Annotated in this window: 13 protein-coding genes; 8 read left to right on the forward strand and 5 right to left on the reverse strand. The window is 34.8% G+C overall.

What is annotated here, in order from left to right; all coding sequences use genetic code 11:
• Positions 1–114: 114 nt before the first annotated feature.
• The 8 genes from ACIQ7T_RS14795 to ACIQ7T_RS14830 all read left to right on the forward strand — a co-directional run bounded on the left by ACIQ7T_RS14795 (position 115) and on the right by ACIQ7T_RS14830 (position 8,709).
• Complete coding sequence (locus ACIQ7T_RS14795) at positions 115–633, forward strand: RNA polymerase sigma factor SigV (RefSeq protein WP_100543794.1); 519 nt, start codon at positions 115–117, stop codon at positions 631–633.
• Positions 626–1,513, forward strand: coding sequence for an anti-sigma-V factor RsiV (gene rsiV, locus ACIQ7T_RS14800; protein WP_370080386.1), 888 nt, complete (start codon positions 626–628; stop codon positions 1,511–1,513). Before ACIQ7T_RS14795 ends, rsiV begins: the two co-directional genes overlap by 8 nt.
• A gap of 361 nt (positions 1,514–1,874) precedes the next feature.
• Entirely contained in the window at positions 1,875–2,999 is a 1,125-nt protein-coding gene (locus ACIQ7T_RS14805; protein WP_370080388.1) for an endospore germination permease, read from the forward strand.
• Complete coding sequence (locus ACIQ7T_RS14810; RefSeq protein ID WP_370080390.1) at positions 2,999–4,456, forward strand: spore germination protein; 1,458 nt, start codon at positions 2,999–3,001, stop codon at positions 4,454–4,456. Before ACIQ7T_RS14805 ends, ACIQ7T_RS14810 begins: the two co-directional genes overlap by 1 nt.
• Complete coding sequence (locus tag ACIQ7T_RS14815; protein WP_370080392.1) at positions 4,453–5,607, forward strand: Ger(x)C family spore germination protein; 1,155 nt, start codon at positions 4,453–4,455, stop codon at positions 5,605–5,607. The genes ACIQ7T_RS14810 and ACIQ7T_RS14815 overlap by 4 nt, the downstream gene beginning before the upstream one ends.
• A 902-nt stretch (positions 5,608–6,509) precedes the next feature.
• Positions 6,510–7,271, forward strand: a complete 762-nt coding sequence (locus ACIQ7T_RS14820) for a TerC family protein (protein ID WP_370080394.1) — start codon at positions 6,510–6,512, stop codon at positions 7,269–7,271.
• A 187-nt stretch (positions 7,272–7,458) separates the two neighbouring features.
• Positions 7,459–8,091 (forward strand): Bax inhibitor-1/YccA family protein, encoded by a 633-nt coding sequence (locus ACIQ7T_RS14825; protein WP_370080396.1) that lies wholly within the window; start codon positions 7,459–7,461, stop codon positions 8,089–8,091.
• A gap of 108 nt (positions 8,092–8,199) precedes the next feature.
• Entirely contained in the window at positions 8,200–8,709 is a 510-nt protein-coding gene (locus ACIQ7T_RS14830) for a ferritin (RefSeq protein WP_370044429.1), read from the forward strand.
• 51 nt (positions 8,710–8,760) lie between these two features.
• Here ACIQ7T_RS14830 and ACIQ7T_RS14835 read toward each other — a convergent pair whose 3' ends face one another.
• The 5 genes from ACIQ7T_RS14835 to ACIQ7T_RS14855 all read right to left on the reverse strand — a co-directional run bounded on the left by ACIQ7T_RS14835 (position 8,761) and on the right by ACIQ7T_RS14855 (position 14,273).
• Positions 8,761–10,068, reverse strand: a complete 1,308-nt coding sequence (locus ACIQ7T_RS14835) for a DUF4179 domain-containing protein (RefSeq protein ID WP_402871222.1) — start codon at positions 10,066–10,068, stop codon at positions 8,761–8,763.
• Entirely contained in the window at positions 10,069–10,578 is a 510-nt protein-coding gene (locus ACIQ7T_RS14840) for a sigma-70 family RNA polymerase sigma factor (protein WP_370080400.1), read from the reverse strand.
• Positions 10,579–11,062: 484 nt separating this feature from the next.
• On the reverse strand, positions 11,063–12,604 hold the full coding sequence (locus tag ACIQ7T_RS14845; protein ID WP_370080402.1) for a M56 family metallopeptidase: 1,542 nt from the start codon (positions 12,602–12,604) through the stop codon (positions 11,063–11,065).
• A 1-nt stretch (position 12,605) separates the two neighbouring features.
• Positions 12,606–12,974, reverse strand: a complete 369-nt coding sequence (locus tag ACIQ7T_RS14850; protein ID WP_370080404.1) for a BlaI/MecI/CopY family transcriptional regulator — start codon at positions 12,972–12,974, stop codon at positions 12,606–12,608.
• A 420-nt stretch (positions 12,975–13,394) separates the two neighbouring features.
• Complete coding sequence (locus ACIQ7T_RS14855; protein WP_370080406.1) at positions 13,395–14,273, reverse strand: PQQ-binding-like beta-propeller repeat protein; 879 nt, start codon at positions 14,271–14,273, stop codon at positions 13,395–13,397.
• Between the last annotated feature and the right edge of the window lie 222 nt (positions 14,274–14,495).

The raw sequence follows: 14,495 nt of genomic DNA on the forward strand, positions 1-14,495 counted from the left end.
CTTTGAAGTTAACAAAAATAAGATAAGTTTTTTATGCGATAAACTTTTTTTCCCCTTTCACACGTCTAGTAGTTGTATACAATTTGAAAATGTTATAAAGGAGCTTCTTTGGACATGAAAACAAGAAATGCATTTCAACATGAAGAGGTGTTTGTCCAGTTAATTCGTGAACAGAAAGAGCGTTTTTATTTGCTCGCGTATAGCTATACGAAAAATGAACAGGACGCACTTGATGTTGTACAAGACAGTATTCAAAAAGCAATGCTTTCTCTAGATCGATTAGAAAATGTCGAGTATATGAAAAGCTGGTTTTACAAAATCGTCGTACGTACATCTATAGATTTTTTACGTAAGCATAAACGCTTACAAGTGACAGACGATGATACATTGCAATTTTTAACACCTGCACAAGAGGATGTCTACGAAAACGTTGATTTAGAACATGCGTTAGATGACTTACCCGTAATGTATCGTGAAGTTGTTATTTTACATTATTTTGAAGATTTAAAACTCGCTGATGTTGCAAATATCCTTAACATTAAGCTGAGTACTGCTAAATCACGTCTTTATAAAGCGTTAAAACTATTGAAAATACAGTTAGAAGATGTGAAGGGAGAAACAGCACATGGATGAAAAATTAAAAGAATTAGAAAAACAATATAATGAGGTATCTATCCCAAAGGAGCTTGATTTTGTGGTTGAAAACGCTTTAAAACAAGGTAAAAAGAAAAGAAAAAAACGAGCACCACAATGGTTACTTGGATCTGCGGCAGCTGCAATGCTTTTTACAGCTGGTTTAAATGTCAGTCCGGCAATGGCACGAACACTTTCAGATATTCCTGTTGTTGGTAGTGTCGTAAAAGTCTTAACTTGGACTGAATATGAAGTAAAAGAAGAAACGTATGATGCAGACATTAAGGTACCTTCTATCGAAAACTTAGAAAATAAAGATCTTGCTAATGCTTTAAATGAGAAATACCGTTCAGAAGGCAAAGCTCTTTATAATGACTTTATTGCCGAAGTTGGTGATTTAAAGGCTAACGGTGGCGGCCATCTAGGTGTAGATAGTGGCTACGACGTAAAAACAGATAATGACCAAATCTTGTCGATTGGTCGCTATACTGTCAATACAGTTGCATCATCTTCTACAACGATGCACTACGATACAATTGATAAACAAAATGAAATTTTAATTACACTACCAATGCTATTTAAAGACGATCGTTATATTAAATCGATCAGCGAAAACATTATTGAACAGATGCGTAAACAAGCTGCATCTGACTCAGATAAAGTATACTGGGTAAAAGGTGCAGGGCTTCCAGATGAAGAAGTTACGGACAACTTTACAGCTATTAAAGCAGACCAGCAATTTTATATTTCTGATAAAGGGAAACTTGTGATTTCCTTCGATAAATATGAAGTGGCACCTGGCTATATGGGCGTTGTAGAATTCGAAATCCCAACCGATGTCCTTAAAAAAGATCTTGTAAGCTCTAATTATATTCATTAATCATTTGCAATAAAGTGAAACCTAAATCCGTGGGGGTTTCTATATCCACGGATTATTAATCTTCACCAATCGGGCTTTTACGGGCAGTAAGTCTCTCACCTCACTTCTTTATGGGGGAGACTTACTGCCCTTTAAAATATAATTTTAAAAAACGAGGTATTTGAACCGTCAATTACCTCGTTTTTTTCTATAAAATATTTTTTCATGAACGATATCAATTATGCCTCGGCATAATTGTAGCTGTCGCTATCAACCGCTGAAAGAAGTTAAAAATCTCTATTCAGAGTAGTTTGTCATACTTATAATCCCCTCACTTTTTGTCTAAGCTAAAGTGTATCAATTAACGTTAGAGGGTTTTTATATGAAAGGTGTAGGATCAATTAGTATTTTACATGTTGTCTTCTTATCTATGACTGTTATCGGCTTAAAAAATCACGTGACAATTATACCCCCACTACTCGGCGTTGTAGGGAGAGATGGTTGGGCATCTGTTTTAATGGCCGCATTTATTATATTCTTCTGGCTATTTCTTTTAGTTTATATACAAAAAAAGACGAATCAGGAACCTATTAGAGACTGGTTAGATGGGGAAATCGGGAAAATGGGCTCTACAATTGTCATCTATATTATAGTTATTTTTTTACTCATTCTAGCTGCTTTTACGATGGTCGAAACATTGCAATGGGTAAACACTACGTTTTTACCTGAAACACCGGTCATTGTATTATTACTCATTTATACGATTCTTTGTCTTTTACTCGTTACAACAAGCTTACAAACCATTGTTATTTTAAATGTCTTTGTATTATTCGGTGTAATAGTCTTTGGTTTTTTCGTAGCATTTACAAATATACAGGTTAAAGATTACGAGTTATTACGTCCATTTTTTGAGCACGGATTCCAACCTGTTATAAAAGGGATGATTTACCCGGCATCAGGATTTATTGAATTATTAATGCTTATATTTTTACAGCACCAATTTAAAGAGCGCATTCGTTGGTATCATTTTGGCATCATGCTTATCATTTTAATGGGGCTTACTTTAGGACCACTAGTGGCCGCAGTTGCTGAATTTGGTCCAACCGAAGCTGCAAAACAAAGATATCCTGCCTACGAGGAATGGGGATTAGTATCGATTGGTCGCTATATTGAGCATCTTGACTTTTTCTCTATTTACCAATGGCTTACAGGAACATTTATACGAGTTAGCTTCATCTTATATATTATAGCAGATTTATTGAAGATGACTGGGGATCCGAAGCAAATATGGAAAATGATTGCTCCCCCCTTCTTTCTACTTTGTCTACCGCTAATTATTTTAAATGAAAACATATTTTTGAAGGTGAAAGGGAACTATATATTATCAATTACTTTTATTTTCTTTTTCCTTTTGTCCATATTTTTCGTACTAGTAGCTTTCTTTTCAGGTAAGTCTTCTAAAAAGGATAAACCTAAAAAACAAGAAATGGAAAGTGGTGAATCATAATGCCTCAGCAGGAGAAGGCGATAGACCTAAACACTTTAAAAAAACTATTTCAAAAATCAGCAGATATTCAATTTCAGGAATATACATTTAATCAAAAAAAGGTGCAATTCATTACCTGTGATGCGATGATAGACCAGCAACTGCTAAACGAAGTCATTATTCGGCGTATTCAATTTCTTTATGACAATTTAGCTGATACAACCTTTGAAGAAAATATTACACAACAACTTCATGTCCCAACTCTTCAAAAAATCAAAGATAAAGAAGAAGCCATTACCTTTGTATATACTGGGTTTCTACTGCTTTATTTTGAAGAGGAAGAACTTTTATACGCTAGTAACATTGCTAAAAAGCCCAATCGAAATCCCGAAGAAACGAGGATGGAGGTTATCGTTAAGGGGCCAAGGGATAACTTTATTGAAGACATCCGCGTCAACATTGCGCTATTGCGAAAACGTTTACCTACGAATTCATTTTGTGTAGAAAAAGTAGAGCTTGGTAAACGTTCGAAAACAACAGTGGCAATTCTTTATTTTGACGATATTGTCGATATGGATATTTTACACGGAATTAAAAAGCAACTGGCCGCTGTAGATACTGATATTGTCTTTAGTGGGGATATCCTGATGGAGCGAATTAACAAAAACTCGAAGCTTTTCCCAAAATTTGATTATACCGGACGACCTGATTATGCTATTCAGGCTCTAGTAAGAGGTCGTTTTCTCATTTTTGTCGATGGTGTAGCATATGCCGTCATCACACCTGTAAATTTATTTTTATTATTAAAATCCGCTGAAGATAATGAATATCCCATCGTTTTCAGTTCTATAGAACGGCTTTTAAGGATTACTGGCATATTAATTGGTTTGCTGTTACCTGCCTTTTGGCTCTCTCTGACGACTTATCACCAAAATCAATTGCCATTCCAACTTTTAGCAACAGTCGTCCAGGCAAAAACAGGTCTACCTCTCCCCTCCTCTCTCGAAATGCTAATAATGCTACTAATGTTTGAATTGTTTCGAGAAGCTGGCTTACGTCTGCCTTCTGTTATTGGAGGTACGATAAGCGTTGTTGGAGGTTTAATTATTGGTGATGCAGCCATTCGCGCAGGTGTGACAAGTCCAGAAATGATTGTAGTTATCGCGATTTCTACAATTGCATCATTTACCCTTGTCAATCAATCCCTTGTCACAACCATCAGTATATTGCGTATTACGTTCATTATTGCTAGTGCATTTTTAGGTTTATTTGGATTTTTCATCTCACTATACTTTACACTTCTTTACTTATGTAATATCCGGATTTATGGTTACTCTTACATGAATCTTGCCACAGATTTAAACTGGGCAACAATTAAAAAATCGATCTTCCGCTTATCACCAAAGGGCTACACTGAGCGCAATAAAGCACTTGCACCCCAGGATAACACGCGTACCTCAAGCAGGAAGAAGCAATGAAGAAAAAATTCATTTTACTTTCAGGCTTAGCTACTTCACTACTTCTTTCAGGATGTTGGGATATTAATGAAGCTCAAAGAATGTATTATGTAGATGGACTTGGTATTGATTATAAAGATGGTCAGTACGAAATATATTTGCAATTAATTAACTTCACCAATGTTGCAAAATCCGAATATCCTAATCCTCAAACAGTACCTGCAGAGGTTGGACAAGCGAAGGGAAAAACGTTGGAAGAAGCACTTTTTAAATTATTTCGATCCATTGACCAAAAAGTGTTTTGGGGGCATATGACATTTATAATTTTCTCCGAGGAAGCACTGAAAGATAAAAATGCCCTCTCCATTATAGACACTGTGTTGCGGTATAGGGAAACGAGGTATCAAATATGGACCTATTGTACTCAAGATTCTATAAAAGACATCCTTCTTTTAACGCCGATTTTGAATAAATCTCTTATATCATCAAAGCTTAGTACGCCTTTAGATACAGATGATCAAGAAACATTCGTTGAGCCTGTTAATTTCCGTAATTTAGTTATTGGCTTAAATGAACCAAATCACGAAATTGGTATCCCTTATGTAACGATCAATAAAAACTGGGAAACGGCAGAGCAACAAGGACAGGATACTACCTTTATAGGGGTCGGGGTTCTTTCAAAAAGTGGGTTTAAAGGCTTAATTAAGAATGATGCTGCAAGAGGCATGCAATGGATGCATAATAGAACGCACAGAGGTGAAATAACCTTTAAGTTAGATGACGAAACAGATTTTTTAACGGTAACATTGGAAAAAATAAAGGTAGATATTGAACCACTTGTTAAAAATAATCAAGTTACATTTGAAGTAGTTGTAAAATTAAATGCAACTTTAAATGGGTTAAAAACTAATGTTTCAGAAGATGAAATAAGAAAAAAGATTATAAAAGAAGTGAAGAAAGAAATTAGAACAACGTATAAAGAAGCATTAGCGAAAGATATTGATATTTATCGTCTTTCTGAACATCTATACCGAAAAAATGTGAAAGTATGGAAAAGACTGGAGAAGGATGGAAAGATCCCATTAACGCCCAGTTCTATTAGTAAATTAGAAATAGACGTTAACCAAGTAAATTCTGGCCGTAAAACATTTACGGGAACATTTAATGATTAAACTAAAAATATCCCCTTAAATGTACATAACTATTTAAGAGGATATTTTAATTTATCGACTCATCACCAAAAATTGCGGAATATATTTGTTAAAACATTTTCCAATTATCTTCATTCAGTAGAAAACTCCCAAAGGTGGTAAGATGAATGTGGATGTAGTTCCTTTTCAGTGGTTATTCAAACACCTACCGATTATAGAGGAACTCAGTCTAAAGAGCGCCACGTCCTGTGGCAATTGATTTGTGCGAAAGCGCAGCGACAGCAACAACAACACACGACTGAGTGATCAATATCGCACTAGCCCGGAAACTTTGCAGCGAGTGAAACGGCTCAGAACCGGACACCCCCATTGCCCAGTCGGAACGGAAATCAACCACATGTTATGGTGATGAGATAATGTATCAAATAACTTCCTCTTTTTGTTTATATATATCCCCTTTGAAATATCCTGCGCTATTGTCTTTATAGTTATTTATATACTGAATGCTTATTTTTATCCAATCCTCAAAAAATCATTTAAATAGAATACTGTAGAATAGCTTTTCCTAGCAACAACTTTCCGAACTTTTAACATAGCTTTACATTTTGATTTGCAATTGGTGATCAGCATGCTATAATTCATGTATAAAGAATTGAATAGCTTTTGACAATTATGTCAAAGGGGAGTAGCTAGCAGATGTGAACAAAGCATCTGATTTCACATTCGTCATTACATGGTTATTACCATCGGGTGTGAAGGCATATCTTGGCGTACAGATATTCTGTGCAACAACCAATTAATCAGCTTAGCAAGACCTTTGCCTATTTTTTAGGCATGGGTCTTTTTATTTTGCCTAAAAAAGCAAAGAATACGTTAAAGGCAGTTTATTCATTTCTGTTCAAAGTATAAAGGAGGAAATACACTTGGAGGCAATTTTACTAGAATACGCATGGGTCCTCATCGTATTAATTGTACTGGAAGGTTTATTAGCTGCAGACAATGCCGTTGTTATGGCCGTTATGGTTAAGCATTTACCAAAAAATCAACAGCAAAAAGCACTGCTATATGGTTTAGTGGGAGCATTTGTTTTTCGCTTTGCGGCACTATTTCTTATTACAACGCTCGTTAACTTTTGGCAAATTCAAGCTCTAGGTGCTGCCTATTTATTATTTATGTCGACGAAGCATATTTATGATTCCCGAAAAGCCAAACAAAATCCCGAGGAAATTCATGAGAATAAAAAACAATCTGGTTTCTGGATGACCGTACTGAAGGTTGAGTTTGCTGACATTGCCTTTGCCATAGATTCAATATTAGCTGCTGTCGCCATTGCAGTTACACTACCTCATATCGGAAATTTCGATGTTGGCGGCATTAATGCCGGGCAATTCGCCGTGATGTTTTTAGGTGGTATTATCGGTGTTATTATGATGCGTTTTGCTGCTCGTTGGTTCGTGAAAATACTCGATCAATTTCCATCACTTGAAACAGCTGCCTTCTTAATCGTTGGTTGGGTTGGTGTAAAGCTGGCTGTTCTAACATTAGCACACGAAAAACTAGGTATAATTCCACATGAATTTCCACACTCAACACTTTGGAAGGCCATTTTCTGGATTGTCTTAGTTGCAATTGCCCTTGGTGGTTATTTAGTTGGTGTGAAAAACCAAAGAAAAAATGTAAAATAATGCCCAAAAATATTACCCGGTCCTAGCGAAGGCCGGGTATTGTTTGTCTCACCAAACCAGGATACTTGGTACCCAGTGAGCACCACATTATGATAATAATACATATTTTTTATGATTGAATCTTTTTCAATGTTGATTCGTATGTTACTATATAAAAGTTATTTTACAAAAGAAAGGACTTTTCTATATGGCGTATGCTAAAAATCAAAACTTAAATAAAATCTTAAAACACTTTGCTTTTATGTGGGTATTAACAGTTGTCGGAATGTACATAGCAACATTATTACCTCCTGCAATTGTCATGCCAATATCCATTATTGCGCTTGTACTTCTGATCATTGTCATCTTTGTACGAAACCTGAAGCTTGCTAATTCCATTATGTATACAATCCCCTTTTTAATGGGAATTTTACTATTTTGGACAACACAATTTTACATTGCGGAGCTAGGACAACAGCTTGTTTTACTTGTTTTCGTAGCGACTGTAGCTATTTTTATTGTGTTAGCACTGATTGGTATGATGATGAATAAAGACATTTCCAATTGGGGAAGCTATTTATTCACCGTATTAATCGTCGTTATTGTATTTTCATTAATCTCTATGTTTATACCGGTTAGCAATATGGTCGGATTAATTATTGCAGGAATTACTGTACTACTTTTTAGTCTCTATACTGTTTATGACTTTAACCAAATCCGACATAATCACGTTTCAGATGCTGAGGTCGTTGGGATGGCTTTAAATCTTTATTTAGATTTCATTAATTTATTTATCAATCTTTTAGAAGTAATTTGGCGCATAAAAAAAATATTTGATTAAATTCCCTAATTGAGAATAAACATCAATTAAGTTTTGCAACATTGCCTTTTTTCGCTGTATACTATAAGAATAGCAGCAGGTATTTACTGCAAAGGGAGGAAAACTTTTATGTTATCTGAAAAACTACACACAGCACTAAACGAACAAATGAATTTTGAATTTTACTCTGCGCATGCTTATATGGCGATGGCGGCATATTGCACAGATCAAGATTACGATGGTTTTGCCAACTTCTTTTTAGTACAGGCTGAAGAAGAGCGCTTCCATGCGATGAAATTTTATAATTTCCTAAGTGATATGGGCTACCGTGCAACAATCCAAGGCTTCGATAGCCCAGATAATCATTTCGAGTCTATTTTACATGCCTTCAAAACTGCCCTTTCACACGAGAAAGAAGTGACTCGCCGTATTTATAATTTATCGGATATCGCTTTAGACGAACGCGAGCATGCAACAATGGCTTTCTTAAAATGGTTCATTGACGAGCAAGTGGAAGAAGAATCAACATTCGACACGTTAATCCGTAAAATTGAACGCATAGAAAATGATTCTAACGCAATCTTTATGCTTGACGCTGAATTAGCGACACGTTCATTTACACCAGATGCTGAAGCTTAAAATTTAATGTAAACAAAAAGAATCTGTATGAGCAGATTCTTTTTTGTTTGACTATTTCAATGGAATATCAACCGTTTGAGTTCCATCTAAAAAATTTTCATAATGTGAGAAATAGATGCGGACTGGATTGGCAACTCCCTTTATATCATATGTTTCTGTTTGTTCAATTACATAATCATCAGGTCTATGATAACTTCCTGAATTACTATAAACAGTTTCACCATTTGCATCTATTGCTGTACCAAGTAAACTGATATTTTTATTTTCATAAGAAGTTGGAACATTTATTGTTACCATGTGCTTATTAACTTGAACTTTTAAGCCAGAGAGAGGTGGTTTGGAAAGCACTTTCTTTTGATTAAAATCTACCTCGATAAAATCCTGACCTTTTGGCAATGCTTTTACTTTTCCAATGGATAATGTTAACTTTTTAGGCTCCCTAAAATAATTACTTTGCATAAAGAATGTTTCTTCGCCATCTATTAGATTACCTGTAGCTGTTAAGCCATTATTGATTGTCGTCCATTCCTCCCCTTTTTCATCCAATAGACGAATATCATCAAATCCTAAAATTCGCTGATCATTATGTGGATCGAGAGCGATTGTAACACCTGTACGGAGCGGTGAAATAGAGACAGACTTGATGGTGATTTGCTGTCCTTCAAAGCTCATTTTTTCATTCAATTCATAGGACTTCGTTTTCGCTATTGGCTTTTTAAGTGAGAATGGAATCGTAAACTCTGTTTGTTTTTCATCTGCAAATTGGATATATAATTCAAAATTAGCATTGTCATAATTTATAGGATTTTCAAATGAAAACTCAAATTTATCTTCAATTAAAGATGTTTCTTTTTCTCTATACCAGCTATAACTTATTCCAGCGGGTAATACCTCACCATTTAGACGGAGCTCCATTTTCTTAGTCTCTAAATCATGAACATCGAACGGCGCTGAAAATGTATAAGGCAAAATCATACCTGTTTCATCAGCAATAACTCCTTGAAGTGTAAATGATAAACCATTTTTCGTTTGTGACAGTCCTAGATCCTCATAATAGTTATTATGGAGTATATCTTTGACCCCTTTATCATACGTAATCATCTCAACTAATGGAGTAAAGCCTGGGATTTTTGCGATGGCACTAGCAAAAGCTGGAGATACACGAATAGACGTTACAAAAAGTAACAATAATGCACAAGTAACAACAATGCTTTTCCATGTACGTTGTCGATTACGCTTTTCTTTTTGGAAGCGTATGACACTGTTCCTACGCGACTCTTCTAATTGCTCATGTGGTATGTCAATTTTCGCTAGTTCTTTGACAAAAATATCATAGTCATGCTTTTCTACCTGTTTCATCTATAGCTCTCCCTTCTCCGTAAAATATAGTTTAAGTCTTTTCAATGCCGCATGTAACCTTGACTTCACAGTTCCTTCTGGAATATTTTGTAACATAGCAATATCTCGATTTTTATAATCTTGAAAATATTTTAGAAAAATAAGCTCTTGCTGCTCTTTTGGTAGCTTTGTAATAATATCTGTCATTTCAAAGCGCTCGTGATTGGGAGCGTTATCGCTGATTTCTATGTCTTCCTGGAAATCAAGACGTCTGCTTCTTTCACGCATATCATGGCAAATATTGAGTAAAATTCGGACAAGCCACGTACTAAAATAACCTGGTTCTTTTACGGTATGTATCTTTTTTAAGCTTCGATATGTAGCTTCTTGTACCGCTTCAATGGCATCATGCTCATTTTTTAAGTAGGCGAATGCCATACGGTACATCGTCTGTTCATATTGTTTTATTAGATGTAAAAAAGCATCTTCATCCCCAGCTATCGCACGCTTCACCAATGCTTGTTCATCCATCACATTCACTCCCTTCTACTTATTAGACAGTCGAGCTGCCAATTTCGTTCGATTTATTTTCAACAATTTAATCAATTGTAACAAATTTCATTTTTCATTATAATTCTGTATCCAAAACTACTTCATAGAAATATTAAAAAAGGCTTTTAAATGATTGTTGCTGTTAAAACATAAAAACAGAGTCAATCTACAAAATGTGTAGAATCAACTCTGTTTTTATGTTTGATATTTCGTAAATCGAATATTTAACTACAGCACCCCGTTAGCCACCCATGTAGCGCAAAAATTAGCACTTCACCATAGAAGATAAAAGATGATTAAGTTCTTTCAAGGGAGTTGAACAAGGTGAACACAACCTTTTAACTATTTCTACTTAGATTCGAAGGTGGTATCACATCCCTTAATATGTGATAGTTCGAGAGATGCTAAGTTTCTTAATAATATTAGGGAGAAGCCTACATCACTCAGCTATACAACACGATTTCTATGGTGTAGACTTCATATATCGTGGTGTAGTACCTATAGGATTCTGACTTGAGAAAGGCAGATGATCATTGTTCGTTACCCAGCCACCAAAACGAAATGTGAATTCCACTCGTGCGTCTGTATTCTGTGTATCAATATCTCGCATATAGTCTTTCAATCTATTTTCTAGGTAATTTGGTGTGATGAAATCTGCATATGGTATAGACTTTAACTCATTAAAAGGCAACAAATAGGCTTCGATAAGGGTATTGAGCTCATCATATTCAACAGGTGCTAGTAGCTCATAATCATATTCAATATGAATTACCGTTGTATATTTTTGTCCATTCTGTTTATGCACAATTTCAATCGGGTATCGGTATCTTGCTTCAGTTCCAATGACACCCGCTGAAAACACATCACGATAGAGCTCTTTGTTTATAGTAGGCTCAGGTGGCACAATTTTTCTATCCCCCATATTCTTTGGGTAAATAATAAATTTGTCTGATGCAAAGTTGCCTCTTGATGCACCATTTAAAATGGATTCTTTCATAAATGTTTCGTCTAAATAGTTCAACGGCTTACTGGAAATAGCAAATGCTGAACTGACAGCCATTCCACCTGTTGAAAGTAAAATTAATAGTGCCATCACAACGATTCCGGATTTCTTCTTACTCATATCCATAATGGAGAGTATTCTCTTTTTTAGAATTTGTGTACTCCCTAGAAAATTTGTAGATAAAACACCTTCTCCTCTTTTTAATTTCTCAGCATGTAGTATCGTCTGACTATACGTTTTTCTAAGTTGGATGTCAGTATTTTTTACTACTTCTTCATCACAAGCGTGTTCACAAAGGTTGTCCAGTTCTTTAGCGAATAGATAGAACAATGGATTGAACCAATGAATACTACTAATCAGCAATACAAAAGCTTTATACCATAAATCCTTTCGTTTTAAATGAACTAACTCATGCTTCAATATCATGTTTAGTTCTTCTTCTCGATAAGCATTATTAGGTAGCCAGATAGTATTTTTAGTAAATCCCACTAACATGGGGGAATGGATAAAGCTACATTCTTTCAATGCGATTTCCTTAGTGATATTCATTTCACTTTTAACTTTTTCAAGTAAATGAAGGGTTTTCGGTTCAGTTATCGTTTGCCCCCATCTTTTCACCATGTACATAAAACGATAATGTCTTACAAGATGAACTGCCAAAAATACAACGATTCCTAAAATCCAAATTATCATCACCATCTGCCAAACAGAAAGTGCTGTCACTGTATCTACAGATGAGGACACAAGCGTTATCTGACTACTGTTAGTTGGAACAGGTTCTTTAGATGGTACTTGCACCGATTCTGATAGATTGAAAACTGGGGTCGATATATTATTGATTGAAAATGGTAAAATAAAACCTGCAAGGATAGCGAACCAGCCATAATAAAGCCATCTAGCACTGTACCGTTTTAAAAGGGAAGGCGTTACAGCTATAAAGAGTAGTCCAATAAAGGACATAACTACTGATTTAAAGAATAAACCTACCATGATACTGTGCATATTAATCCCTCTTTTCTTCCACCCATTTAATTAATGAAGCTAAATCTTCATTAGAAATAGTATCGGATTTATAGAGTGTCCCCACTAAATTCATAAAGGAATTTTTATGGTAGAGCTTCATAAAATGCTCTGTTTCAAAACTTAGATAGGCATCTTTTTCTACTATAGGGTAATAAAATCTCTCCTTACCTTTTTTCTCACTGCGAAGAAATCCACGTTCAGTTAATCTTTGCATAAGGGATACTACGGTTTGGATCTTCCAACCTTTCTCATTTCCTATTTCTCTCATTATTATACCTGTAGTAATTGGAGGATTACTTTCCCAAACTATCCTCATAATCTCAAATTCTGCTTCAGGCAATTTTTTCATATTTACTCACCCCTTTCATTTAAGTCAATTGTCTTACTCGTATAATATATCTTTTTTGAAACAGCGTCAAATTTTGTTATAGATGGAGATATATTATTCAAATACCAAGGGTTATCCTAACAGTCATTGCATTCTCTGTTCCAAGTTGCAGAAATTCTCTATGGTGATGAAATTTATTAGAAAAACTTCCGAAATGCAAAGAATCAAGGGATAGAATAAATCAATTATTGTTGCTGTTAAAACATAAAAACAGAGTCAATCTACAAAATGTGTAGAATCAACTCTGTTTTTATGTTTGATATTTCGTAAATCGAATATTTAACTAAACCACTCGTTATTTTAAGTGTTACATTTCACATTTTGCACTAACGAAATTAGACCAAAACTATTCTCATCCTTTTGGCAATATAAATGATATTACTAACTATTTTGTATTAGTTTATTACAGAACTTCCATTCAACACTAAGTGTATCCGTATTTCTTACCTCACCATCAGAGGTGATCACAAATTCACCTTGCTTTATGAATTCATATAGAAATACATTACCCAGAATTTTATTACTTACTAATATTCCAGAATCGTTTATTCTACAAATAGATTTTGGTCCCCCAGTTTGGCAATTCCAGAGAATAAATAGCCACTCATCTTCTTTGACATCCCTACTTAAATTATGAAAAATATGCCCTTCAGGACAGTTATATTGCCATACAATTTGACCCTCAAAGTCGTAGCAAGCAATTTTTTCATATGTGTTAACTACAAAATGTTCATCTAGGAATTCAACGCTTTTAGGATTGATTTTATCCTTAAATAGAACTTTATTATTGGTAACATCAATAAGTTGATCTTGAGAATCTTTTACAACAAACCTTTTTAAACCTTCGTTGTCTGTAAAGATCCTTCTAACACCTCTTATTTGTTCCTTAGTAGAACCATCTCTTATATTTACTATCGTATAAGGACCTTGGCTACGTCCTAAACCGATAACTATTTCATCCTCTATTATTAATCTATCAACATCTTGTACTTTTGTAAGATCTTTGCGGTGCCACAATTTTTCTCCAGTTAATGCATCGTAAGCAGCAACACCTTTACGAGAGTACGCCGCTGTAACTACAATTGGACTAGGAAAAGGGATTAACAACATTCTTTGCCCACCAAAATCTAAAATAGTTTCAAATTCTGACAATTTCTTTTTGGTAGCCCATGACCAAAGTGTAACTTTCTTTTCGAATTCAGCTGTAACGAATAGATCCGAGCCTTCCACGGGAACATTAATATGTCTAATTTTATACATTTTCTCACCACAAGTTTATAAAATTGCTTACTCTTCTTGTTTATATAAGCCTTACTGAAATTGTACTATCTTTGTATAAGGAAGCAAAATGTAAAAATTAACAAAATGCTATTAGTTATATATAGATATTATCTTCAACTAATCTGCCCCGTTCGTTTAACTAAGAAGTTACTTGTTACTTTTATCAGATATTATAATTATTTTATATAGGGATTCTTTAAT

Origin of the sequence: Lysinibacillus sp. NPDC096212 (assembly GCF_044763105.1) — a bacterium.
GTDB lineage: Bacteria > Bacillota > Bacilli > Bacillales_A > Planococcaceae > Lysinibacillus.